Source organism: Xylophilus sp. GW821-FHT01B05 (assembly GCA_038961845.1).
Lineage (GTDB): Bacteria > Pseudomonadota > Gammaproteobacteria > Burkholderiales > Burkholderiaceae_C > Xylophilus.
Window position 1 is genome coordinate 2423729 of the sequence record CP152408.1, and the last position, 24051, is coordinate 2447779.

A 24051-nucleotide genomic window follows, 5' to 3' on the forward strand; every position below is an offset into this window, starting at 1 on the left:
TCCATGGCTGACAAACTGAATGCCGTCAAAGGCATGAACGACATATTGCCGCTCGAATCGGCGCGCTGGGAGTGGCTTGAGGCCACCGTGCGCGAGCTGATGGCGCGCTATGCCTACCGCAACATCCGCACGCCCATCCTCGAGCACACGGCACTGTTCGTGCGCGGCATCGGCGAAGTGACGGACATCGTCGAGAAGGAGATGTACTCCTTCCACGACCGCTCCGACAAGTACGGCGACAACGACCACCTGTCGCTGCGGCCCGAGAACACCGCCGGCATCGTGCGGGCCGCGATCGAGCACAACATGCTCTATGACGGCGGCAAGCGCCTGTGGGCCATCGGGCCGATGTTCCGGCGTGAGAAGCCGCAGCGCGGGCGTTTTCGGCAGTTCCACCAGATCGACGTCGAGGCGCTGGGCTTTGCCGGTCCCGACATTGACGCTGAATTGATCCTGCTCGCGAGCGCGCTCTGGAAGGCGATCGGCCTGACCGACGTGCGGCTGGAACTCAACAGCCTTGGCCAACCGGCAGAGCGGGCGCAGCACCGCGCCCAGCTCATCGCGCACTTCGAGGCACATGCCGACAAGCTCGACGAGGACGGCAAGCGCCGCCTGCACAGCAACCCGCTGCGCATCCTCGATACGAAGAACCCTGCGATGAAGGACGTGGTCGAGTCAGCGCCGAGACTGATGGACTTCCTCGGTGCCGAATCGCTGGCGCACTTCGAGGGGTTGAAGGCCATCCTCGATGCCAACGGCGTTGCCTACACCATCAACCCGCGACTCGTGCGCGGCCTGGATTACTACAACCTCAGCGTGTTCGAGTTCGTGACCGACCGGCTCGGCTCGCAGGGCACGGTGTGCGCCGGCGGCCGCTATGACGGCCTGTTCGAGCAACTCGGCGGCAAGCCGGCGCCCGCGGTGGGATGGGCGATCGGCGTCGAGCGTGTGCTTGACCTGATGAAAGAGCAGGGCACGGCCATTGCCGCGCCCGTGCCCGACGCCTATGCGGTCGTGCCCAGTGCCGAGGCCATGCCGCTGGCGCTGCGCACGCTCCAGCAACTGCGGGACGCCGGCGTGCGAGTGCAAATGCACGGCGCCACGGTCGATGGCCTCGGCAGCTTCAAATCGCAGTTCAAAAAAGCCGATGCCAGCGGCGCAGCCTATGCGCTGGTTTTTGGAGCCGATGAGATGGCGCGCGGCGAGCTCACCGTGAAGTCGCTGCGCGACGGTACCGGCAGCCAGCGCCTGGAGGCGCTCAACGCCGTGGCCGCCTGGGCGCCCACCCTACAATCCCGCCCTTAACCGAAGGACGTACCCGATTCATGGCCTCCCATCTCGATCTCGAAGAACAAGAACAGCTCGACCAGCTCAAGCATTTCTGGAAACGCTGGGGCACGCTCATCACCTGGGTATTGATCGTGGTGTTTGGCGCATTGGCAGCCTGGAATGGCTACCAGTACTGGCAGCGCCGCCAGGCCAGCCAGGCCTCGGTGCTCTACGACGAAGTCGACCGTGCTGCGCAAGCGGGCGATGCTGCGCGCGTGGAGCGCGCCTTCAATGACCTCAAGGACAAGTTCGGGCGTACTGTCTACGCTTCGCAAGGCGGCCTGCTGGCAGGCAAGACGCTCTACGAGAAGGGCCAGATCGACGCAGCCAAGGGCGCGCTGGGCTGGGTCGCAGACAAGTCTGGCGACGCTGGCTACCAAGCGCTGGCCCGGCTGCGCTTGGCGGCCGTGCTGCTCGACGCCAAAGCCTATGACGATGCGATGCGCCAACTCGATGCCAGCTTCCCGCCGTCCTTTGTGCCGCTGGCCGATGATCGCAAGGGCGACGTACTGATGGCCCAAGGCAAGAAGGACGAGGCCGTCGCCGCCTACAGCCGTGCCTGGAAGGCGCTGGACGACAGCGGCGACTACCGCCAACTGATCGAAATAAAGCTCAACGCTCTCGGCGTCGACCCGCGCGCTGGTGCATCCCTGGTTGCTCCTGCCGCAGCGGCAGTGGAGAAAAAGCCGTGACGTCTGCAAAAAAATCCAAGCCTTTTAGCCCTCTAGCCCAGGTTGGGTGCCGGCTGTCAGCTATTGTTTTGATAGTATCCCTGGCGGGATGCTCCACGGTGAGTGGCTGGTTCGGCAGCAAGAAGGTTGGGCCCAAGCCCTTGGGCACCAACGTGGCCGTGGTGAGTGTGCGGCAGGCCTGGACGGCCAAGATCGCACCGGTCAGCATCTCGCTGGCACCCGCCGTGTCCGGCGACTCCCTGACGCTGGCCAGCGACGACGGCACGGTCACGGCGCTTGACGCCCGCACCGGCCGCGAACTGTGGCGCGCCAGCGCGGGCACACCGCTGTCTGCAGGCGTCGGCACTGACGGCAGCTTGACCGCCGTCGTCAGCCGCAGCAACGAGGTCATTGCGTTTGCAGAAGGCAAGCAGCGCTGGCGCTCCAAGCTGGTTGCGGAAGCCTTCACTGCGCCGCTCGTGGCGGGCGGGCGCGTATTCGTATTGGCAGCCGACCGCTCGGTGTCCGCCTATGACGGGCAGAGCGGCCGCAAGCTGTGGACGCAGCAGCGCCCCGGTGGCGAGCCGCTGGTGTTGCGCCATGGCGGCGTGCTGCTGGCGGTGGGCAACACGCTGGTGGTTGGCCTGTCCGGGCGCCTGTCCGGGCTTGATCCCGACAACGGCAGCCTGCGCTGGGAGGCGCCCGTCGCAGCATCGCGCGGCACCAATGATGTGGAGCGCCTGGTGGACCTGGTCGGCCGGGTAAACCGCCGCGATGGCGTGATCTGCACCCGTGCCTTCCAGGCGGCCGTTGGCTGCGTGGATGCCACCCGTGGGCAAACGCTCTGGAGCCGGCCGGCCAGTGGCTATACCGGTGTGGATGGCGACGACGCCAATATTTTCGGTACCGAGTCCAATGGCGTCGTGAATGCCTGGCGCCGCCGCGATGGCGAACGCGCCTGGAGCGTGGACCGACTGCAATACCGCCATCTCTCCGCGCCACTGGTGCTGGGACGCTCCGTCATCTTTGGTGATGGCGATGGCTTGGTGCACTTCTTTGCGCGCGAAGACGGTGCGCCGCTCAACCGTCTGACGACCGACGGCTCCGCCATCACCACCGCGCCGGTGGAAGTGGGCGGCACGCTGGTCGTCGTGACGAAGAACGGTGGCGTGTTCGGCTTCGTGCCGGACTGAGCGCCGCCAGAACAGGATCCATGAAACCCGTCATCGCGCTCGTAGGGCGTCCCAACGTCGGTAAATCGACGCTCTTCAATCGCCTCACCAAATCGCGCGACGCTATCGTTGCCGACTATGCGGGCCTCACACGCGACCGCCACTATGGCAATGGTCGGCAGGGCAAGCACGAGTACATCGTCATCGACACCGGTGGCTTCGAGCCGGATGCGTCCGAGGGCATCTTCAAGGAGATGGCCAAGCAGACCCAGCAGGCCGTGGCCGAGGCCGACGTCGTCGTCTTCGTGGTCGACGCCCGCGCGGGCGTGTCGGCGCAGGATCACGATATCGCGCGCTACCTGCGCCGCCTGGGCAAGCCCTGCGTGCTGGTGGCCAACAAGGCCGAAGGCATGCGTGAAGGCATGCAACTGGTCGAGTTCTTTGAACTGGGCCTGGGGGAGGTCTACCCGGTCTCCGCCGCGCACGGCCAGGGCATTCGCAGCCTGGTTGAAATCGCACTGGAGCCGCTGCACCTGCCCGACCCAGACGATGCCGAGGGCGAAGCCGACAACGGCGTCATCAAGCTCGCGGTGGCCGGGCGGCCCAATGTGGGCAAGTCCACGTTGATCAATACCTGGCTTGGCGAAGAGCGCCTGGTGGCATTCGACATGCCGGGCACCACGCGGGACGCCATCAGCGTGCCTTTCGAGCGTGATGGCCAGCGCTTCGAGCTGGTCGATACGGCAGGCTTGCGTCGCAAGGGCCGGGTGTTCGAGGCGATCGAAAAGTTCTCGGTCGTCAAGACGCTGCAGGCCATCGAATCGGCGAACGTCGTGCTGCTGCTGCTTGATGCCACGCAGGGCGTGACCGACCAGGATGCGCACATCGCCGGCTACATCCTGGAGAGCGGCCGTGCCGTGGTGCTGGCCGTGAACAAGTGGGATGCGGTGGATGACTACCAGCGCGAGCTGCTGCAGCGCTCCATCGAGACGCGGCTGGCTTTCCTGAAATTTGCCGCCATTCACTTCATCTCGGCCAAGAAGCGCCAAGGGCTTGGACCGCTATGGGGTTCCATTGCGCAGGCGCACCGCTCGGCCACCTGCAAGATGTCCACGCCGGTGCTCACGCGGCTCTTGCTGGAGGCTGTGCAGTTCCAGAGTCCGCAGCGCGGCGGCATGTTCAGGCCCAAGCTGCGCTACGCGCATCAGGGTGGCATGAACCCGCCGGTCATCGTGATCCATGGCAACTCGCTGGAGCATGTGACAGATGCCTACAAGCGCTTTCTTGAGGGCCGTTTCCGCAAGGAGTTCGACTTGGTCGGCACGCCCCTGCGCATAGAGATGAAGACCTCCGAAAATCCGTACGCAGACAAAGACCGTGCTTGATTTCTTGCGCGCCGAAAAGCGGCGTAAGTGCCCTTGTTTTCTTGTGGAAATTCGTTATGGATTCCCAGTTAAGCGAATGGGGTGTGGTAAGGTGACGTTTTACAACAACATTCTTTGAACACGGAGAATATCGTGAGCAATAAAGGCCAACTTTTGCAGGATCCTTTTCTGAACGCGCTGCGCCGCGAGCACGTTCCGGTGTCCATTTATTTGGTCAACGGCATCAAGCTGCAAGGTCAAATCGAATCTTTCGACCAGTACGTGGTGTTGCTGCGCAATACCGTGACGCAAATGGTCTACAAGCACGCGATTTCCACCATCGTGCCGGGTCGTGCCGTGAACTTCTCCACCGCCGACAGCGCGGATGGCGACGCTGCCGCGTGAGCGGTAGCCACTGCACAACTTGCGACGGACGGGGCACTGAGCCTGTCCCTTCGCTGACTTGAGCTTCGACGATTCCCCCGGCCAGGCCGCAGCACCCGTGCTGCTGGTGGGGGTCGATCTGGGGTTGCCGCATTTCGACGCCGAGCTTGAAGAGCTGGGCCTGCTCGCGCAGACCGCGGGGCTGGAGCCGGTCGCGCGCATCACCGCCAAACGCAAGGCGCCCGACGCGGCGTTGTTTGTGGGCAGCGGCAAGGCCGACGAGATCCGCATGCTGGCCGAGCACCACGGCGCTGTCGAGGTGCTGTTCGATCAGTCGCTCTCGCCTGCGCAGCAGCGCAATCTGGAGCGCCACATCGGGCTGCCGGTGAACGACCGCACGCTGCTCATCCTCCAGATCTTCGCGCAGCGCGCCCGCAGTCATGAGGGCAAGCTGCAGGTCGAGCTGGCGCGGCTGCAGTATGTCAGCACCCGCTTGGTCCGGCGCTGGTCTCACCTTGAGCGCCAGACCGGCGGCGCTGGCGTGCGCGGCGGCCCTGGTGAAAAACAGATCGAACTAGACCGGCGCATGATCGGCGAGGCCATCAAGCGCACCAAGGAACGGTTGCAGAAGGTCAAGCGCCAGCGCGGCACGCAGCGCCGGCAGCGTGAGCGGCGCGAGACCTTCAACATATCGCTGGTTGGCTATACCAACGCAGGCAAGTCCACGCTGTTCAATGCCCTGGTGAAGGCTCGCGCCTATGCCGCGGACCAATTGTTTGCCACGCTCGACACCACAACGCGCCAGCTCTACCTGGGCGAAGCCGGAGGGTCGGCTTCGTTGTCCGACACCGTGGGTTTCATCCGTGATCTGCCGCACGGTCTGGTAGACGCTTTTCAGGCGACGCTGCAGGAGGCGGTGGATGCCGACCTGTTGCTGCATGTCGTAGATGCGTCGAACCCGGGCTTTCCGGAGCAGATGGCCCAGGTGCAGAGGGTGTTGGCAGAGATCGGTGCCTCCGAGGTGCCGCAGTTGCTGGTCTTCAACAAGCTGGATGCGGTGGCGCCAGAAGCGCAGCCGTTGCAGCGGGAAGATCACTATGAGGTGGATGGCGTACAGGTGCCGCGAATCTTCGTGAGCGCGCGTAGCGGCGAGGGCTTGCCCGCACTGCGCCTGGCGTTGGCGGCAGCGGCTGCTGCGCGACGTGCGGAGATGACCCTTGCCAATGATCCGTCATTGGCTGAGGTTCCCGGTTGATTCGGCACAATCAGTCAACTTGACAACGAGAATTTGCGCATGACTCTCACAACACAGGCCTCGCGCTGGATGGGGATACCAGGCCGTATCAGGGGGATGTTCAACCTGAACGACCCACGCTGGGGCCGCGGCGATACCCCGGAGGATGGCGCTCGCAACGACGGCCAGCGGCCGGAAGATGATGCGCCGCCTCCGCAGCCACCACGTGGCCGACCACAGGGGGGCACCCAGGGGCCGCCTGATCTCGATGAACTGTGGCGTGATTTCAACCGCAAGCTGGGCGGCCTGCTTGGCGCTGGGCGAGGTCGCGGGCGCGGCAACGGCAGCAATGGCGGTGGTAGCAACGGTGGCTTCCAGCCCGACATGAAGAATGCCGGCTTTGGTGTAGGCCTGATCTGTGCCATTGCTGTGCTGATCTGGCTGGGGACGGGCTTCTTCATCGTGCAGGAAGGCCAGCAGGCTGTCATCACGCAGTTTGGCAAATACAAGTCGACGGTGGGCGCCGGTTTCAATTGGCGGCTGCCATACCCAATCCAGCGGCATGAGCTGGTGTTCGTCACGCAGATCCGATCGGTCGATGTCGGTCGCGACAGCATCATCAAGTCCACTGGCTTGCGCGAGTCGGCCATGCTGACCCAGGACGAGAACATCGTAGAGATCAAGTTCGCCGTGCAGTACCGCCTGAGTGATGCGCGCGCCTATCTGTTCGAGAGCAAGGACCCCAGCGCCGCTGTGGTGCAGGCGGCTGAAAGCTCGGTGCGCGAAGTGGTCGGCAAGATGAACATGGACTCGGCCCTGGCCGAGGAGCGCGACCAGATCGCACCGCGCGTGCGTGAGCTCATGCAGAACATTCTCGACCGCTACAAGGTGGGCGTGGAAGTCGTTGGCATCAACCTGCAACAGGGTGGCGTGCGGCCGCCGGAGCAGGTGCAAGCTGCATTTGATGACGTACTCAAGGCCGGTCAGGAACGCGAACGCGCCAAGAACGATGCAGCGGCCTATGCCAACGATGTGGTGCCGCGCGCAGTCGGCTCGGCGTCACGCATCAAGGAAGAGGCTGACGGCTACAAGGCGCGCATCGTCGCCCAGGCCCAGGGTGATGCGCAGCGCTTTGGCTCTGTGCTTGCCGAGTACCAGAAGGCGCCGCAGGTGACCCGTGATCGCATGTACCTTGACGCGATGCAGGGCATCTACAGCGGCGTGACGAAGATTCTGGTGGATTCGCGCCAGGGCTCGAATCTGCTGTACCTGCCGCTCGATAAGATCATGCAGATGCAGTCTTCCCCGGCGGCCGCAGGCGCCGACGCAGCAGCAGCTGCTACTTCTTCGGGCAGTGGTTCAGTGCCCGCGACCTCGGCTTCGACGCCGCCTTATTCAAGCGATGCTCGCACGCGGGAGATTTCCTCTTCCCGTACGCGTGACCGCGAGTCCCGCTAGGAGCCGCCGTGAACAGAATCGGTTTCATCGCATCGTCCATCCTGGTGGTGTTGGCGCTGCTCAGTTCCATGTTGTTTGTCGTTGACCAACGCCAGTTCGGCGTGGTCTACGCCCTTGGACAGATCAAGGACGTCATTACGGAGCCTGGCCTGCACTTCAAGCTGCCGCCGCCGTTCCAGAACGTCTCCTACATCGATAAGCGCCTGCTGACGCTCGACAGCTCGGACACCGAATCCATGCTGACGGCCGAGAAGCAGCGTGTGGTGATCGATTGGTATGTGCGCTGGCGCATTTCTGACCCTTCGGAGTACATCCGCAATGTCGGCCTGGACGAGAACGCAGGCGCGCTGCAGCTCAACCGCGTGGTGCGCAATGCGTTCCAGACCGAGATCAATCGCCGCACGGTGCGCGACCTGATCTCGTCCAAGCGCGACGACCTCATGAACGACGTGAAGCGTCAGGTGATCGAGGTGGTCAAGGGCGGTCGCCCCTGGGGGATGGACATAGTGGACGTGCGCATCACGCGAGTCGACTATGTGGAAGCGATCACCGAATCCGTCTATCGCCGTATGGAGGCTGAGCGCAAGCGCGTGGCCAACGAACTGCGCTCCACCGGTGCCGCAGAAGGCGAGAAGATCCGCGCCGACGCTGATCGTCAACGCGAAGTCACGCTGGCCAACGCTTACCGCGACGCGCAGAAGACCAAGGGCGACGGTGACGCTGACGCGGCGCGCGTATACGCTGAGGCGTTCGGCCGTGATCCGCAGTTCGCCAAGTTCTATCGCAGCCTGGATGCCTACAAGGCCAGCTTTGGCAAGAAGGGGGACTTCATGGTGGTCGATCCGTCTTCGTCTGACTTCTTCAGCGCCTTCCGTGGCAATCCTGCCTCGGCAGCAGCGCCAGCTGCGGGCGCCCGTTCCCGCCCCTGAGCCTGGCGGTGGATTTCGATACCGTCTGGACGGCGGTGGCGCTGGTCCTGGTGATCGAAGGGCTGCTGCCCTTCGCTTCACCGCGTGGCTGGCGCCAGGCCTTCACCCGGCTGGTGCAGCTGCGTGATGGCCAGATCCGCTTCTTCGGGCTGATCAGCGTGGCCTGCGGTCTGGTGCTTCTCTGGCTCCTGTCCTGATCGCCGATGCGGCATTCCCCAAAAGAGGGCGGGGCGTGTCGGTAGAATCACGTTTTTAACAGCCTCCCTCTTTCCATGTCCGCTTGGGTCCTGCCGGATCACATTGCCGATGTCTTGCCGTCCGAGGCACGGCACATCGAAGAACTGCGCCGTGCCCTGCTCGACACTGCTCGTGGCTATGGCTACGAGCTGGTCATGCCGCCGCTGCTGGAGCACCTGGAGTCCCTGCTGACAGGGACTGGCGAGGCGCTCGGCCTGCAGACCTTCAAGCTGGTTGACCAGCTCTCCGGTCGCATGCTGGGGCTGCGCGCCGATACCACTCCTCAGGTCGCTCGTATCGACGCCCATCTGCTCAATCGCCATGGTGTGGCGCGCCTGTGCTACTGCGGGCCGGTGCTGCATACGCGGCCCAGCCGGCCGCACGCGACACGCGAGCCGCTGCAGTTTGGCGCAGAAATCTACGGCCATGCCGGCCTGGAGGCCGATCTGGAGGTGCTGCGCCTGACGCTCGACTGCTTGCGTGCTGCGCAACTGGACGGCGTGCAGGTGGATCTGGGCGACGCCCGCATCCCGCGTGTGCTGCTGCAGGGCATTGCCTTGCCTGAGGCGCACCTGGCTGAGCTGCATGCCGCCCTGGCCGCCAAGGATGCCAGCGGCCTGGCCGTGCTGACGCAGGATCTGCCCGCCCCGGCGCGCGAGGCGCTGCGTGCGCTGGTGCACCTGTACGGTGATGCCAAGGTGCTGGATGAGGCGGGCGGCGTGTTTGCCGCGTTTCCGGCGCTGCTGCCGGTGCTGGCCGACCTGCGTCGCCTGGGTGCAGCGCTGCCGTCCGGCAGCGCCAGCTTCGACCTGGCGGATCTGCGCGGCTATGCCTACTACAGCGGCGCGCGCTTTGCGATGTATGTGCCGGGCGCCAGCGATGCGATCGTGCGCGGCGGCCGTTACGACGAGGCCGGTGCCGTATTTGGGCGCAACCGCCCGGCGGTGGGTTTCAGCCTGGACCTGCGCGAACTGGTAAGCGTATTGGAGCCACGCGAGCTGCGTGCTGCGGTGCGCGCTCCCTGGGCAGAAGATGCGGCCTTGGGCCGAGCCATCGGCGCACTGCGTGCGTCCGGTGAAACCGTGGTCTGCGTCATGCCGGGCCACGAGAGCGAAGTCGACGAATTCCGTTGCGATCGCGAACTGGTGCCAGACGGCGCCGGACAGTGGGCCGTGCGTGCCCTTTGAATCACCTTAGAACTGACTGAAGCGATATGAGCAAGACGAACGGGCCGATTGCCGGCCGCAACGTGGTCGTGGTCGGCACCCAATGGGGTGACGAAGGCAAGGGCAAGCTGGTTGACTGGCTGACCGAGAGCGCCCAGGGCGTGGTGCGCTTCCAGGGCGGCCATAACGCCGGCCACACATTGGTCATCAATGGTGTGAAGACGGCGCTGCACCTGATCCCCAGCGGCATCATGCGCCCGGGGGTGAAGTGCTACATCGGCAATGGCGTGGTGCTGTCGGCGGCCAAGCTGTTCGAGGAGATCGAAGGGTTGGAGAAGGCTGGCGTTGAAGTGCGCTCGCGCCTGCGCATCAGCGAGGCCTGCCCGCTGATCCTGCCTTTCCATGCGGCGCTGGACGTGGCGCGCGAGATTGCCCTCGAAAAGGGCGGCACCGAGAAGATCGGTACCACCGGCCGCGGCATCGGCCCAGCCTATGAAGACAAGATCGCACGCCGCGCCCTGCGCGTGCAGGATCTGAAGTACCCGGAACGCTTCGCCACCAAGCTGCGTGAGCTGCTGGACCTGCACAACCATGTGCTGGTGACCTATCTGCACGCCCAGCCGATTGACTACGACACGGTCTACGCCGAGGCCATGCGCCACGCCGAGTTGCTCAAGCCGATGATGGCCGACGTCTCGCGCGAGCTCAACGATGCCCACCGCAATGGCGCCAACCTGTTGTTCGAAGGCGCGCAAGGCACGCTGCTGGATGTGGACCACGGCACCTATCCCTTCGTCACCTCCAGCAACTGCGTGGCCGGCAATGCCGCCGCAGGTGCGGGCGTGGGACCGGGCATGCTGCACTACATCCTGGGCATCACCAAGGCCTACTGCACCCGCGTGGGCGGCGGCCCGTTCCCGACCGAGCTGGAGTGGGAGGCGCCGGGTACCCCGGGTTACCACATGAGCACGGTGGGTGCCGAGAAGGGCGTGACCACCGGGCGCAGCCGCCGTTGCGGCTGGTTCGATGCGGCGCTGCTCAAGCGCTCGGCCCAGGTCAATGGCCTGTCGGGTCTGTGCATCACCAAGCTCGATGTGCTCGATGGCCTGCAAGAACTCAAGCTCTGCATCGGCTACGAGCTGGATGGCGAAGAAACCGACATCCTGCCCATGGGCGCAGATGAAATCGCGCGTTGCAAGCCGATCTACGAAACGATCGAAGGCTGGAGCGACTCCACCGTTGGCGTGACGGAGTACGACAAGCTGCCGGTCAATGCGCGTTTGTATCTGCAGCGCATCGAGCAGGTCACGGGCGTGCCGATCCACATGGTGTCGACCAGCCCTGATCGCGACCACACGATCATGATGCGGCACCCCTATCTGGCCTGAGCGGGTCACCACGATTTTTCAATAAAAAAGGCCTGTAGCCCATAGCTGGTGCCGGCTTTTAGCTATTAATTCAGGAGCATTTCTCATGCTGACGGAAGACGGCAAGCATCTCTATGTGAGCTACGACGAGTACCACAGCCTGATCGAAAAGCTGGCCATCAAGGTGCACCAGTCGGGCTGGGAGTTCGACACCATCCTGTGCCTGGCGCGCGGTGGCCTGCGGCCCGGCGACATCCTGAGCCGCATTTTTGACAAGCCGCTGGCCATCATGTCCACCAGCTCCTACCGGGCTGAGAGCGGTACGGTGCAGGGGCATCTGGATATTGCCCGCTTCATCACCACGCCCAAGGGCGAGATCGCCGGCCGCGTGCTGCTGGTGGACGATCTGGCCGATTCTGGCCACACCTTGTCGGCGGTGATGCAGAACCTGAAGGACAGCTACAAGCCGATCACCGAGCTGCGCAGCGCCGTGATCTGGACCAAGGGCGTTTCGATCTTCACGCCGGATTATTCGGTGGAGTTCCTGCCGACCAATCCCTGGATCCACCAGCCCTTCGAAAGCTACGACAGCCTGGGGCCGACCAAGCTGATCGAGAAGTGGAAGATCTGAGCCGGCCCCGCGCTGGTCGATGAGATGCAAGAAGGGCCTGGAGGATGCATCCTCCAGGCCCTTCTTGCATCTGCGGGTTCTTCAGGCGCGCCTGATGATTGCTTCCTCGATCTTGTTGGCCAACTGCGCGACGGCCAGCGCAGCCGGTGAACCGGGCAGGCTGTTGAGCAGCAGTTGGCGGCGCATCACGGCCTCGCGCACGGCAGGGTCGCTGGGAATGTCGCCCAGATGCAGCAGCCGGACTGGCCGGCCGGTCTCGGGTACCACGAAGCGGTCGAGCACCTGCTGCAGCTGGCCGGTGATGGCCCGGCCATCACCAGCGCGGGTGGTCTGGTTGATGACCATGCGCACCTGCTGGCGCTTCTGCTGCATGGCCAGTACCTTGATGGCGGCATAGGCGTCCGTCAGCGAGGTGGGCTCGGGTGTTGCCACCACCAGCACCTCGGAGGCCAGCGAGACGGCAAACAGCACCACGTCGGAGATGCCGGCGCCGGTGTCGAGCAGCACCACGTCATAGCGCGGGATGATGCTCTGCAATACCTGCAGGAATTCGGTCCGTACCTCGGGGGTGAGGCGTGAGTATTCGACCATGCCCGAGCCGGCCAGCAGCACCGAGAAGCCACCCGGCGCGGTGATGATGGCGCTTTCGAGCGAGGCCTTGCCGGTGAAGACGTCGTGCAGGGTGGTCTTGGGATGCAGGTTGAGCACCACGTCGAGATTGGCCAGGCCCAGGTCGGCGTCGAGCACCAGCACGCGGTGGCCGCGACGGGCCAGCGCAGCCGCCAGGTTGGCCGATACGAAGGTCTTGCCCACACCGCCTTTACCGCTGGTGATGGCCAGCACTTTCGCTGTTGGCGCACCGGGGCGGGCAGGGGAGGGGATCGGCACGTCGCTCATGTGTCCTTTGCTTTCAAATGGCGCTGCCGCTGGAACTGGAGAGAGGCGCTTGGAGTGTGATCTCGGGGGTATTGACGCTCCCAAGGCCGAATAGAAGGCTCTTTTCTTCCGCGCTGACCGTGCTGTCGGGCGGCTCCTCCAGGCAAATGCAATTGCGGCCCTGGGCCTTGGCGCAGTAGAGCTGGTGATCGGCCCGGTCGGTCCAGAGCAGGGCGGTGGAGCGAATCCAGGGCTGGGCAAAGGCCCCGCCTATGCTGACCGTCACATGCAATTCGAGTGTGGGCGAGATGCGCAGCGGCGCGGACTCGATCACGCTGCGGATGCGCTCGGCGACCACCCGCCCGAATGACGCCTGGCAGCCCGGCAGCACCACGGCGAATTCTTCGCCGCCATAGCGCGCCAGCACATCCATCGGCCGTATGCAGGAAGACAGCAGGCGCGCCACGGCTTGCAGCACCTGGTCGCCGGCCAGATGGCCATAGGTGTCGTTGACGACCTTGAAGTGGTCGATGTCGAGCATCAGCAGCAGTGCGAATTCGCCGCTGCGGGCTACGCGGTCGATCTCGCGGTCCAGCACGGCGCGGAATTGCCGCCGGTTGGACAGGCCTGTGAGCGGGTCACGCAGGGAGAGCTCGCACAGGCCGTCGATCATGTCCTGCAGGTAGTCGCTGGGCGACCCCATGGCAGACGCTGCCGACGGTTCGGTCTGTTCGAGCAAGGCACGTGCCGCGTCCAGGCGCAGATCGCGAAGATCGACGAGAGGGGGGGCTTCCGATAGCGGCACGTTCTGGGGCAAAAGTTGCCGGAGTTTAACAGTAACCACTTGTCGCAAAGTGCGTAGTGGTGCGGCTTCCAGGGCTTATTCGGTGGATGGTGGAAGCGGGCTTGTGCGTTGCCCGGCAAGTGCCTGGAGGGCCTCGGTGTCGGTGCGGTAGCTGTGCAGCAGAGGGCCTTCGGCCAGCGCGCCCGCGCGCCGCAGCGCCTGATCGACCGGCAGCTTCAATCCGCTCAGGTGCAGCGCGATGCCGCGCGCATGCAGCAGACGGCGCAATTGGCCAAAGACCTCCACGCCGGTGACATCAATGCGGTTGATCGGATGGGCAAAGATGCATACCCGCCGCACTTCCGGGTGCAGCGCCAGATGGTCGGTCAGCGTGCGCTCAAAGGTGCTGGCCGAGGCGAAGTCCAGCGCTGCATCCATGCGCAATGCGTACAGGTCTGGCGCAATCGGCGGGAGCTGCCACAAGTGGCGATCGCGCAGGCTGCCATCCGGATGCTGGCCGACCTCGATGATGCGCGGGTGCAGCCGCTGGTAGAGGAAATGGCTCAGGCTGGTCAGCAGCCCGGCCAGCACGCCCCAGTAAATGCGCGGAGCCGTGGCCAGGGTCAGCACGAAGGTCAGTACCCCGATCACGGTTTCCGTGCGCGAGATGCGCCACAGGCCCAGCAATTGCGCCGGTCGGATCAGGTTGAATATGGCGGTAATGACTACTGCGGCCAGCACGGGCTGCGGTACCGGGTGTAGCGCGGGGGCGACCCAGAGCAGCGCTATCAGTACCAGTAACACCGCGAACACCGTGGCCCACCCGGTGCGTGCGCCGGCGTACAGGTTGACCGCCGAGCGCGAGAACGACGCGCTGGTCGGGAAGGCCCCGCACAGGCCGGAGGTGATCTTGGCCAGGCCCTGGCCGATCAGGTCCTGGTTTTCGTCCCAGCGCGTGCCGGAACGCTGGTGGTCCACGCGGGCGCTCGAGGCGGTTTCCAGAAAGCTCATCAGCGTGATGACCAGTGCCGGCAGCACCAGTGCGCTGAGCGTGTCGGCCCCGATCATGCCTGGCAGAGTGATTGCGGGCAGCCCGGCCGGCAGGTGACCGACCACCGCGCCGCCGCGGGCTTCGTAACCCGTCAGCAGGCTCAGCAAGCCGCCCGCGCCCACCACCACAATGGCCGCAGGCACCCGCGAGGCCCAGCGCTTGAATGCCAGCAGCGCCAGGATGGCGCCGACACCGTAGGCCAGTGCTTCAGGGCGAATCTGTGGCGCGCGCACCCATTCGCCAAAGCCACCGTGCGCGCCCACCAGGGCCGGCAACTGCGATGTCAGGATCAGCCAGGCAGCTGCTTGCGTGAAGCCGTTCATGACAGGCGAGCTCACCAGGCTCAGCAGCCAGCCAAAGCGCCCAAAGCCCAGCAGCACCTGCAGCCCGCCGGCCAGCAGCGATAGCCAGACCGCCAGATGCACCCATTGCGGGCTACCGGGCATGGCCAGGCCGGTGAGCGAGGCGCCTATCAGCAGACTGGTGAGCGCGGTCGGGCCTACGCCGAGCCGTTGGGATGAGCTGAACAGTACCGCCACCAGCGCCGGCAGCAACGAGGCATAGATGCCCGTGACCAACGGCATGCCGGCCACGGCCGCATAGGCCACGCCTTGGGGCACCAGCATCAGGCCGACGGTGAGCCCGGCCCATAGTTCGCCGGCCAGCAATGCTTTGCTGGGGCGCGGCCATTGCAGGAATGGCAGCAGGCGGGACAGGCGTGCGAAAGCGGTCAAGGTTGGACGGGCGGCTGAAATCGAAAAGGGCGTGGCGGCGCATACCGCCTGAGCCAAGCCTTGCGACGCTACCACAGCAGGTGGCGGGCTGGTTGCCATCGCTTCTTGTCCTACAGCAGGTTCAGCGGCGTCCCACCCGGTGGCGCCAGGCCTCTGCCTAGAGTCGCTGGAGGGGGCCACAGAGGTCACCCGTATCTATCCAGAACCAGCGAAAGGAATCGCCATGAACAAGAACCAAGTCGAAGGCCGTGCAGAGCAGGCCAAGGGCAAGATCAAGGAACTGGCCGGCAAGATGGTCGGCAACCAGCGCCTTCAAGGCGAAGGGTTGGCAGAGCAGGCCGAGGGCAAGGCCCGGGCCGCCTATGGCAATGCCAAGGAAGCCGTGAAGGATGGGATCAAGCGTACTGCCGACAAGCTTTGACGGTGCTTGACCCGATGTGCATTGGCAACGAGGGCGTCTCGACGCCCAAGCCCTCCGATCCGAGCGAGTCGGTGCCGCACAAGGCCCCCTCGCGCGAGCCGCCCATACCGGTGAAAGAGCCGGTCCAGCCGGATCGGCGGCAGATCGATCACCCCGTCGCCCGCTCGAGACCATAGCGGCGCAGCCCTGCGCCTTATCCAGGAGGAACCCATGCCATCTCTCGAATGCAATACCCATTCCGCTGCACGTCACCGTCAGGTGCTGGCCGTGCTGCTGGTGGGCGCGGGCCTGGCTTTGGCCGGGTGCAACCGTGCCGACGACAACAGCACGGTGGGCCAGAAGGTCGATGCGGCCATAGACAGCACCAAGCAGGCGGCGACCGATGCCAAGGATCAGGCTTCGTCGGCGCTGTCTGCGGCCGGAGCGCAGGTGCCGGCCATCCAGGCCGACGCCCAGCAGGCCGGCACCGCCGTCAAGGCCGCAGTGGACGACGCCAGCATCACGGTGAAGGTGTCTGCCGCCTTGGCCAAGGACCCGGACCTGAGCGCGCTCAAGATCGGCGTTGATACCGAGAAGGGCCAGGTCACGCTGACCGGCCCGGCACCCTCGCAGGCCGCCAAGGATCGCGCCGCGGACCTTGCCAAGGCCGTGGATGGTGTCCAGCAGGTGCGTAACCAGTTGGTCGTTCAGGCTGGGTGACATGCGGCGCCTCCCAGGCTCCGCACCTCGTGGCCTGGCCTGGGCCCCTTCGTTGTCGTGGCTGGCGCGCAGCGCCTTGGAGCACTGATATGAGACTGCCCCATTCTCACGCCCTGCACGCACCAGCCAGCCCTGGCCCCCACGGTAGTGGCTGGGCCGGGCGGACCTTGGCCGGCATCTTGCGCATGGGCCGTGCGCCTGCGGTCCTGGCGGTAGGCGATACGGTCGATGTGCCGGACGAGGGCGAGCGCAGCCGACAGGCGCTGCGCCGTCTGGCCACGCTGAATCCGCGCCTGGACATCGTCGACGCCTGCCAGCCCGCCGCCGGCCTGGCAGAGGCGGCGAGCGCTGCGCGTGAGGCTCCGCGACGCAACTTCGACCTGGCGGTGGTGTTCCTGGGCAATGCCGAGGTGCTGCGGCTGGCGTCCTGCTGCCGCTACGCGCCGGTGGCCAGCGATGCCTTGGCATCGCTGGGCATGCGGGCGCGGCAGGTGTTTGTCATCACCGCTTTCGATGCGGCACAGCTCGCGCGCGAGGAGGCTGGCGACATCACCCGGCCGCTGCAGCGCCGGCACCAGTGGCTATGCCGCACGCTGCGCGACCTGTGCGCCCAACATGGGGTGGAACTGCTGGACCTGTCCGCCTTGCCGGTAGGCGACAGGGAGGAGGGCGGCGCGAGCCGCGCTGGCTCTGAGGCCTGGACCACGCGCATGCTGCAGCGCCCGGCCTTGGCACACCTGGTCTTCGGCTGAAGGTGCCGGTGCCGCGGAACCGAGCGGCTACCATGGGCCGATGCGTGATATCTCTACCGGCCTTATCCACCATCCCTACGTTCCGCCCACGGGCTTTGAGGCACCGCAGCCGGCGGTGCACAAGGCCTCGACCGTGTTTTTTCCCGACGTTGCCGCCATGTATGCGCGCGACTGGAAGCACAAAGAGGGCTACACCTACGGCCTGCACGGCACGCCCACCACCTTCCTGCTCGAAGAGCGCCTGGCCACTCTTGAAGGCGGCCGGCATTGCCTGCTGGTGCCCAGCGGGCTCGCCGCGATCGCTACCGTTTCGCTTTCACTGCTGAAAACGGGCGATGAGGTACTGCTGCCCGACAACGCCTATGGCCCAACCAAGTCCCTGGTGCAGGGCGAGCTGAAGGCTTACGGCATCACCCACCAGCTCTACGACGCAACGGACCCGGCCGACCTGGCGGCCAAGCTGTCGGAGCGCACGGCGCTGGTGTGGCTGGAGGCGCCGGGCTCGGTGACCATGGAATTCCCCGATCTACCGGCGCTGGTGCGCTTGTGCCGGGCGCGTGGCGCGCTGTGCGCGCTGGACAACACCTGGGGCGCGGGCCTGGCCTTTGACCCGTTTGCGCTGGATGCGCAGGGGCTGGCGGTGGATGTGTCCGTGCATGCGCTTACCAAATACCCGAGCGGCGGCGGCGATGTGCTGATGGGCAGCATCGTCACGCGTGACTCGGGCCTGCACATGCGGCTCAACATGACCCATATGCGCTTGGGCCTGGGCGTGGGGGGCAACGATGCCGAGACGCTGCTGCGCTCGCTGCCCAGCCTGCCGCTGCGCTATGCCGCGCACGATGCCACGGCGCGTGGCCTGGCGCGCTGGCTGCAGGGGCGGCCCGAGATCGTGCAGGTGCTGCACCCGGCGCTGCCCGGCGCGCCTGGCCATGAGCACTGGCAGGCGCTATGCGGTGGGCGCGACCGGGCGGCGGGCCTGTTCTCTGTGGTCTTTGATGCACGCTACGCGCGTGCCCAGGTGCACGCGTTCTGCGATGCCTTGCGGCTGTTTCGCATCGGTTACTCGTGGGGCGGCCCGATCAGCCTGGTCGTGCCCTACGACATCGGCGATATGCGCGATCCGGCGGTAACCCGCTGGCCGCACGCGGGCCTGTTGGTGCGCTTTTCCATCGGTTTGGAGGCCGGCGAGGACCTGCGCGTTGACCTGGAGCAGGCGCTGGCTACACTGGCTGCTGCGGGGTGAGGCCGACGGGCTGCCTCGTCCCAAGGGCGATCGCCCGCATTTTTCGCATACATTGAGTGCACCGCAGTTCGCTGCACAGAAACGGAAGAACGAGTGGCTACACCGAATTACGGATATGAGAAGCGTCAGAAGGAACTGGCCAAGAAGCGCAAAAAAGAAGACAAGCTGAAGGCCAAGGCCGAGCGCAAACCAGGTTCTGGTTATGACAGCGACGCGCAACAGGGCGGTCCGGCAGATGGCGGGGCGCCTGACGGCGGCGCGCCCAAGGTCGAATAAACCACGCCTCTATGTCGTCTAGCCGAGCAGCTTGCGCAGCGCCGGCCAGACGTTGTCCAGCATCATCGGGTGCGCTGCGGCCACCGGATGGATGCGGTCGGACTGAAACATCGCCACGGCATTCGGCCCGTCGGCAATCCCCTTGAGAAGAAACGGCACCAGCGGGCTTCGGGTCGCCTTGGCGGCTTTGTCGAACGCCTCCGCGAAGCGGCGCGCATAGTCGCTGCCGTAGTTGGGTGGCACCTGGATGCCGACCAGCAACACCTTGGCACCGGCGGCCTGCACCGACTTGGCCATCTGGGTCAGGTTGTCTTCGGTGCCCGACAAGGGCAACCCGCGCAGGGCGTCGTTGCCCCCCAGCTCGATCACCACCACATCCGGCTTGTGCTGTTGCAGCAGGGCGGGCAGCCGCGAGCGGCCACCGGCCGTGGTGTCGCCGCTGATGCTGGCGTTGACCACTTGCGCGGCGATCTGCTGTGTGGCCAGGCGCTGCTGCAGCAAGGCCACCCAGCCGGTGCCGCGCGCCAGCCCGTATTCGGCGCTGAGCGAGTCGCCCAGCACCAGCACCGTCCTGGACGCGGCCGCCCGGGCGGCCTGGGCGGGTATCCCTAGAAGCGCGAGGCTGGTGGCAAACAGGCTAAAGTCGCGGCGATCTAACACACAAGGCCTTTCAATGTCGGAGTCGAATGCTGGTGCGCCGGCGATCATTGCGGTCGAACATGTCTACAAATCCGTCAGCGATTCGACCGGCACGCTCGACATTCTGCGGGATATCGACTTCCAACTGCAGGCCAGGGAGACTGCCGCCATCGTTGGCGCCTCGGGCTCGGGCAAGAGCACGCTGCTGTCCATCATCGCCGGGCTCGATACGCCCACGCGCGGCACGGTGCGCCTGAACGGGCAGGACATGTTTGCGCTGGACGAGGACGACCGCGCCGCGCTGCGCGCGCAGCAGGTGGGCTTTGTGTTCCAGAGCTTCCAGTTGATGGCCAACCTGAGCGCGCTGGAGAACGTCATGCTGCCGCTGGAGCTGGCCGGCCGCCGCGATGCGCGCCGGGCCGCCACCGAGATGCTGGGCCGTGTCGGCCTGGGCCAGCGCCTGGGGCACTACCCCAAGGTGTTGTCGGGCGGCGAGCAGCAGCGCGTGGCGCTGGCGCGTGCCTTTGTGGTCGAGCCGCTGGTGCTGCTGGCCGACGAGCCCACCGGCAGCCTGGACTTCGCCACCGGCGAGACGGTGATGGAGCTGATGTTCGAGCTGAATCGCGAGCGCGGCACGACGCTGGTGCTGGTCACGCACGACCGCGCCATTGCCGGGCGCTGCGAGCACTGCATCACCATCGAGGCCGGGCAAGTCGCTCTGCTCTGAGTTTTTTGATGAAATATGCCTTTAGCCCAGGTGTGGCCTGGGCTTATAGCTATAAATAGAATAGCTACCGGGTTGGGTCGGATGCCGCCAACTCTGTCGCGCGCTGGTGGGCATAGACTTGCAGATGGCAATACGCCGTCCGTGTCAGCGGCACCTCCAGCCCATGGCGCGCCGCCCGCACGATCATGTCGCCGATGATGGCATCGGCCTCCAGGCGTGGCGCGCCCTGTGCGATGTCACGCATCATCGATGCGGCCCAGGTCGATTGTCTGTCGAGCAACCGGGCATCCAGGCGCTGGACCTCGTCGGGTGAGAGCGGATGGCCTTCGGCAGTGGCAACCGATCGGCATTCCGCGATGGCCTGTTGCATCAGGCTGGCGCCATTCTGGCTGGACAGGATGTCGGCGATGGTGCCGCGCATCAGGCAGTTCATCATGGCGCCCGCGGCAAGCATCACCCACTTGTTCCATAGCGCTTGCGTGACATCGGCAGATAAGGTGCGAACGCCAGGCGACTGCGCGATCAAGTCGTGAAAATCTTGAGCCAGCGTAGCAGTGGCGGCAGACCGCGCGCCCACCACCACGATGTCGTTGGTGCCGAAATGGCGGATATCTGCTTCGCGGTCGAGCATCGTGGCGATATAGGCCACGCCACCCAGCACATGGTCGCGGCCAAAGCTGGCGTCGAGCTGGTCGTAGACCGACAGGCCGTTGAGGAATGGCAGGATGCCGGTGGATGTGCCCACGGCCGCCCGGATGTCGTCCATGGCGGCTGTCAGGTCATATGACTTGCAGCTCAGCAGAATCAGGTCGTACGTGGAGCTCAAATTCTCCCGAAGGACCGTCTGAATCAGGGCTGAAAAATTGCCCAGCTCGCTGTGCACGCGCAAACCACGCGATGCCAGCAATGCGGCGCGCTTGGGCCGCACCAGAAAGTGCACGTCTGCGCCCGCCTGGAGCAGACGAGCACCGTAGTAGCCGCCGATGGCGCCGGCGCCGACAACCAGAATCTTCATCAGAACTCTCCAGAGTGGAAAAACAAGCAGGGCGCCTGAACAGCCAGTTAGCGCTGGTCGCCCGGGGTGCCCAGGAACTGATGGTCGGACGCTACCGACCAGAGGACCAGCAGGCCGTACAAAGCCATGGCAAGAGCGCCCAGTGCGAAAAGCATCGCCAAGGAGCCGGTCGCGACCAGCCCAACCCAGCCGAGCCCGGCTGCTACCAGCAGACGCAGTGAGCCGGCCAGCAAGGGCCATTTCAGGCGCTGGGCGCCCTGCGAGGCAAAGTAAAGCGAAAAACCCAGGGCGAAAAATCCGTAGAAGGGGCCGACGATGCGCAGGTAACTCGCTCCGGCGCTGATCAGTTGCTCGTCTGTGCTGAACAGTCGCAGCCATGTCTCGGGCCATAGGGCGGCGACCAGACCGACGATCTCTGCCAGCACGAATGCCATGGCGCCCCCGGTCAGCGCGATGCGCTGGGCGCGCCGGGGCTGCCCGGCGCCGATGTTGGCCCCCACCAGCGCCACCATGGGGGCGCCCAGGCCGAAGGCGATGGGCATCAGCAGGTACTCCAGGCGCGCCGCGCTGGCGTAGCCCGCCAGCGCCGAGGTCCCGGCGTAGGCGCCGACCATGGCGGCGGTGAGTGCTATCAGGCCATTGGTCTGCAAGGCGTTGAGGCATGCCAGGCCGCCTACGGTCAGGATGCGGCGCATCGGCGCCCAGTGCAACGGGCCGGGGATAAGCCGCGCAGCATTGCGTCCGCTGAGGCAGTACCAGCCCAGTACCAAGGAGCCGACCGCGTAATAGACCAGCAGAGCCCAGGCGCCTCCGGCGACGCCCATGGCAGGCAGGGGGGCGATGCCGAAAATCATGCCAGCCGACACCGGGATCAGCAGCAGCGCGCCGCCGCAGATCACGGCCCCAGGCACCAGCATGTTGCCGGTGCCGCGGATCACGCTCGCCAGGGCGTTCATGACCCACATCAGCGGTATTGCGGCGAAAACCACATGGCCGTAGGTGCGGGCGGCGTCCAGGGCCGCCTCTCGTGCCCCCAGCAACTGGAGCAGCGGTGTGCTGAACGACAGCAGCAACACCGCGAAGACCAGGCCGATGGCGGCGTTGAGCGCCAGCGCATGGCGCGCCAGCGAATCAACCAATGGCGAGTTGCCCGCACCGAGTGCGCGGGCCACGGCCGCAGAGATACCGCCGCCCATGGCGCCTTGCGACATGTTCTGCATCAGCATAAGCACTGGTACCACCACGGCGACACCGGCCAGAACGTCGGTGCCAAGCTTGGCCAGCAGCCATGCCTCGACCAGCCCGGTGGAGGACTGGGCCAGCATCATCAGCATGTTCGGCCAGCCCATGCGCATGAGCGTGGAGGCAATGGGTGCTTCCAGCATGCGCTGCAGGCGTGGGTTGTGGGTGGGCAAAGACTGTGGAAGGGAGCTCATGGCAAACCTGGCCAGGCAAGATGTGGCTGCGTGCGAAGTATTGGCATATGCAACTAATTCGGCGCGAGTCTAGGTGCATATGCCAATATCAGTCAAGATCGACTAGAGTGGGCGGCCGGCCTGAGGCGCGTGAGGCGGCAGCAAGACGCCGCAGTGCGCGGCAGCCCAAAAGATTGCGGAGTTCGACATGCCACCGGCCAGTGCCAAAGATCCTCTCGTTTGCAACGGCGCCGCACTGCGCAAGGCGACGCGTCGGGTGACGCAGCTCTACGATGCTGCGCTCGCGCCTTGCGGCTTGGGCGTGTCGCAGCGGTCGGTGCTGGTGCATATCGAGCGTGCGGGGCACCCCACCATGACCGAGCTTGCGCAGGCCATGGTGCTCGACCGGTCTGCGCTGGCCCATAACCTGAAGCCGCTGGAGCGTGACGGCTACGTCGTGCAGACCAAGGACGCGCTCGATGGTCGAAGCCGGCGGGTGGCGCTGACGCCCGCAGGGCGCGCCAAGCTGACGGAGTCCAACCGCCTGTGGCGCACGGCGCAGAGCTGTTTTGAAGAGGTCTATGGCGCCGAGCGCGCCGCTGCCTTGCGTTTCGCGCTGGCCGAGATCTTCTCGGACGACTTCGCCGAAGCGTTCAGTCAGGCCCGGAATTCTCGTAGAAGCTGACGAGCCGTTGCGGCAGCGGTCGGCCCGCGATAATCCCCCGATGTCCTCCCCCAAAGTGCTTTTCGGCTTTCACGCCGTCGGCGTGCGTCTGAAGACGGCGCCTGCCTCCATCATCGAGATCTACTACGAAGCCACGCGGCGCGATGTGCGCATGCGGCAGTTTCTAGAGCGCGCCGCCGAGGCCGGCGCCCGGCTGATCGAATCCGACGGTCTGCGCATCACCAAGCTGGCCGGCAGCGCGGGCCACCAGGGCGTGGCGGCGCGGGTGCATCCGGTGCAGCAGGCGCGCTCGCTTGATGAGCTGCTGGAAGGGCTGGAAGAGGCCGGCACCGTGCCGCTGCTGCTGGTGCTCGATGGCGTCACCGATCCGCACAACCTGGGCGCCTGCCTGCGCGTGGCCGATGGCGCCGGCGCGCATGCGGTGATCGCGCCCAAGGACCACGCTGTGGGCGTCAATGCGACCGTGGCCAAGGTCGCCAGCGGCGCGGCCGAGACGGTTCCCTACTTCATGGTGACCAATCTGGCGCGCACGATGAACGAGCTGAAGGAGCGCAGCATCTGGTGCATAGGCACGGCTGAAGACGCGCCGCAGACCCTGTACCAGGCCGACCTGAAGATCCCGGTGGCGCTGGTGCTGGGCGCCGAGGGCCCGGGCATGCGCCAGCTCACGCGCAAGACCTGCGATGCCTTGATCAGCATCCCGATGCGCGGCGCGGTGGAGAGCCTGAACGTCTCTGTCGCCAGCGGCGTCTGCCTATACGAAGCTCTGCGCCAACGCTCTTGATATCC

Annotated in this window: 26 protein-coding genes; 20 read left to right on the forward strand and 6 right to left on the reverse strand. The window is 65.5% G+C overall.

Annotated features, from left to right (window positions below; translation table 11 throughout):
- The first annotated feature begins 3 nt into the window (after positions 1 to 3).
- The 12 genes from hisS to AAFF27_11360 all read left to right on the forward strand — a co-directional run bounded on the left by hisS (position 4) and on the right by AAFF27_11360 (position 11942).
- The gene (hisS, locus tag AAFF27_11305; GenBank protein ID XAH25732.1) at positions 4 to 1305 is read left to right on the forward strand and encodes a histidine--tRNA ligase; all 1302 of its coding nucleotides are present in this window, start codon (positions 4 to 6) and stop codon (positions 1303 to 1305) included.
- A 20-nt stretch (positions 1306 to 1325) separates the two neighbouring features.
- The gene (locus AAFF27_11310) at positions 1326 to 2021 is read left to right on the forward strand and encodes a tetratricopeptide repeat protein (protein ID XAH25733.1); all 696 of its coding nucleotides are present in this window, start codon (positions 1326 to 1328) and stop codon (positions 2019 to 2021) included.
- A 53-nt stretch (positions 2022 to 2074) separates the two neighbouring features.
- A complete protein-coding gene (gene bamB / locus AAFF27_11315) occupies positions 2075 to 3193 on the forward strand; it encodes an outer membrane protein assembly factor BamB (GenBank protein ID XAH26218.1) in 1119 nt (372 codons plus the stop codon).
- Positions 3194 to 3213: 20 nt separating this feature from the next.
- Positions 3214 to 4557 (forward strand): ribosome biogenesis GTPase Der, encoded by a 1344-nt coding sequence (der, locus tag AAFF27_11320; GenBank protein XAH25734.1) that lies wholly within the window; start codon positions 3214 to 3216, stop codon positions 4555 to 4557.
- Positions 4558 to 4689: 132 nt separating this feature from the next.
- A complete protein-coding gene (gene hfq, locus AAFF27_11325) occupies positions 4690 to 4941 on the forward strand; it encodes an RNA chaperone Hfq (GenBank protein XAH25735.1) in 252 nt (83 codons plus the stop codon).
- Positions 4942 to 4999: 58 nt separating this feature from the next.
- The gene (hflX, locus tag AAFF27_11330) at positions 5000 to 6175 is read left to right on the forward strand and encodes a GTPase HflX (protein XAH25736.1); all 1176 of its coding nucleotides are present in this window, start codon (positions 5000 to 5002) and stop codon (positions 6173 to 6175) included.
- A gap of 39 nt (positions 6176 to 6214) precedes the next feature.
- Positions 6215 to 7612: an FtsH protease activity modulator HflK gene (gene hflK, locus AAFF27_11335; protein XAH25737.1), complete on the forward strand. Its 1398-nt coding sequence runs from the start codon at positions 6215 to 6217 to the stop codon at positions 7610 to 7612.
- 8 nt (positions 7613 to 7620) lie between these two features.
- Positions 7621 to 8541, forward strand: coding sequence for a protease modulator HflC (locus AAFF27_11340; protein ID XAH25738.1), 921 nt, complete (start codon positions 7621 to 7623; stop codon positions 8539 to 8541).
- Positions 8542 to 8549: 8 nt separating this feature from the next.
- Positions 8550 to 8738, forward strand: coding sequence for a DUF2065 domain-containing protein (locus AAFF27_11345; protein XAH25739.1), 189 nt, complete (start codon positions 8550 to 8552; stop codon positions 8736 to 8738).
- 75 nt (positions 8739 to 8813) lie between these two features.
- Positions 8814 to 9965, forward strand: coding sequence for an ATP phosphoribosyltransferase regulatory subunit (locus AAFF27_11350; protein ID XAH25740.1), 1152 nt, complete (start codon positions 8814 to 8816; stop codon positions 9963 to 9965).
- A gap of 26 nt (positions 9966 to 9991) precedes the next feature.
- The gene (locus AAFF27_11355; GenBank protein XAH25741.1) at positions 9992 to 11332 is read left to right on the forward strand and encodes an adenylosuccinate synthase; all 1341 of its coding nucleotides are present in this window, start codon (positions 9992 to 9994) and stop codon (positions 11330 to 11332) included.
- An 85-nt stretch (positions 11333 to 11417) separates the two neighbouring features.
- Positions 11418 to 11942, forward strand: a complete 525-nt coding sequence (locus AAFF27_11360; GenBank protein ID XAH25742.1) for a phosphoribosyltransferase family protein — start codon at positions 11418 to 11420, stop codon at positions 11940 to 11942.
- Between the two features lie 81 nt (positions 11943 to 12023).
- Here AAFF27_11360 and AAFF27_11365 read toward each other — a convergent pair whose 3' ends face one another.
- From AAFF27_11365 to AAFF27_11375, 3 genes are all read right to left on the reverse strand, one after another.
- On the reverse strand, positions 12024 to 12839 hold the full coding sequence (locus AAFF27_11365) for a MinD/ParA family protein (protein ID XAH25743.1): 816 nt from the start codon (positions 12837 to 12839) through the stop codon (positions 12024 to 12026).
- 13 nt (positions 12840 to 12852) lie between these two features.
- Entirely contained in the window at positions 12853 to 13623 is a 771-nt protein-coding gene (locus tag AAFF27_11370) for a GGDEF domain-containing protein (GenBank protein ID XAH25744.1), read from the reverse strand.
- Between the two features lie 75 nt (positions 13624 to 13698).
- Entirely contained in the window at positions 13699 to 15387 is a 1689-nt protein-coding gene (locus AAFF27_11375) for a SulP family inorganic anion transporter (GenBank protein XAH25745.1), read from the reverse strand.
- A 223-nt stretch (positions 15388 to 15610) separates the two neighbouring features.
- Here AAFF27_11375 and AAFF27_11380 point away from each other — a divergent pair, with 223 nt between their 5' ends.
- From AAFF27_11380 to AAFF27_11400, 5 genes are all read left to right on the forward strand, one after another.
- Positions 15611 to 15808, forward strand: a complete 198-nt coding sequence (locus AAFF27_11380; GenBank protein ID XAH25746.1) for a CsbD family protein — start codon at positions 15611 to 15613, stop codon at positions 15806 to 15808.
- Between the two features lie 210 nt (positions 15809 to 16018).
- Positions 16019 to 16507, forward strand: coding sequence for a BON domain-containing protein (locus AAFF27_11385; protein ID XAH25747.1), 489 nt, complete (start codon positions 16019 to 16021; stop codon positions 16505 to 16507).
- Between the two features lie 89 nt (positions 16508 to 16596).
- Positions 16597 to 17259, forward strand: a complete 663-nt coding sequence (locus AAFF27_11390; protein XAH25748.1) for a hypothetical protein — start codon at positions 16597 to 16599, stop codon at positions 17257 to 17259.
- A 40-nt stretch (positions 17260 to 17299) separates the two neighbouring features.
- Entirely contained in the window at positions 17300 to 18505 is a 1206-nt protein-coding gene (locus tag AAFF27_11395; GenBank protein XAH25749.1) for a PLP-dependent transferase, read from the forward strand.
- 93 nt (positions 18506 to 18598) lie between these two features.
- A complete protein-coding gene (locus AAFF27_11400; protein XAH25750.1) occupies positions 18599 to 18781 on the forward strand; it encodes a hypothetical protein in 183 nt (60 codons plus the stop codon).
- A gap of 18 nt (positions 18782 to 18799) precedes the next feature.
- Here AAFF27_11400 and AAFF27_11405 read toward each other — a convergent pair whose 3' ends face one another.
- Positions 18800 to 19489 (reverse strand): arylesterase, encoded by a 690-nt coding sequence (locus AAFF27_11405; GenBank protein XAH25751.1) that lies wholly within the window; start codon positions 19487 to 19489, stop codon positions 18800 to 18802.
- On the opposite strand from AAFF27_11405, the gene AAFF27_11410 reads away from it, so the two are divergent.
- Complete coding sequence (locus AAFF27_11410; protein ID XAH25752.1) at positions 19455 to 20147, forward strand: ATP-binding cassette domain-containing protein; 693 nt, start codon at positions 19455 to 19457, stop codon at positions 20145 to 20147. The genes AAFF27_11405 and AAFF27_11410 overlap by 35 nt on opposite strands.
- Before the next feature lie 64 nt (positions 20148 to 20211).
- Here the strand turns inward: AAFF27_11410 and AAFF27_11415 are convergent, their stop codons facing one another.
- Positions 20212 to 21162, reverse strand: a complete 951-nt coding sequence (locus tag AAFF27_11415; GenBank protein ID XAH25753.1) for a 2-dehydropantoate 2-reductase — start codon at positions 21160 to 21162, stop codon at positions 20212 to 20214.
- 47 nt (positions 21163 to 21209) lie between these two features.
- Complete coding sequence (locus tag AAFF27_11420; GenBank protein XAH25754.1) at positions 21210 to 22598, reverse strand: MATE family efflux transporter; 1389 nt, start codon at positions 22596 to 22598, stop codon at positions 21210 to 21212.
- Between the two features lie 187 nt (positions 22599 to 22785).
- Between AAFF27_11420 and AAFF27_11425 the strand changes: the two genes are divergently transcribed.
- Both AAFF27_11425 and rlmB read left to right on the forward strand, forming a co-directional pair.
- A complete protein-coding gene (locus tag AAFF27_11425) occupies positions 22786 to 23262 on the forward strand; it encodes a MarR family winged helix-turn-helix transcriptional regulator (protein ID XAH25755.1) in 477 nt (158 codons plus the stop codon).
- Between the two features lie 40 nt (positions 23263 to 23302).
- Positions 23303 to 24046: a 23S rRNA (guanosine(2251)-2'-O)-methyltransferase RlmB gene (rlmB, locus tag AAFF27_11430; GenBank protein ID XAH25756.1), complete on the forward strand. Its 744-nt coding sequence runs from the start codon at positions 23303 to 23305 to the stop codon at positions 24044 to 24046.
- The last annotated feature ends 5 nt before the right edge of the window (positions 24047 to 24051 follow it).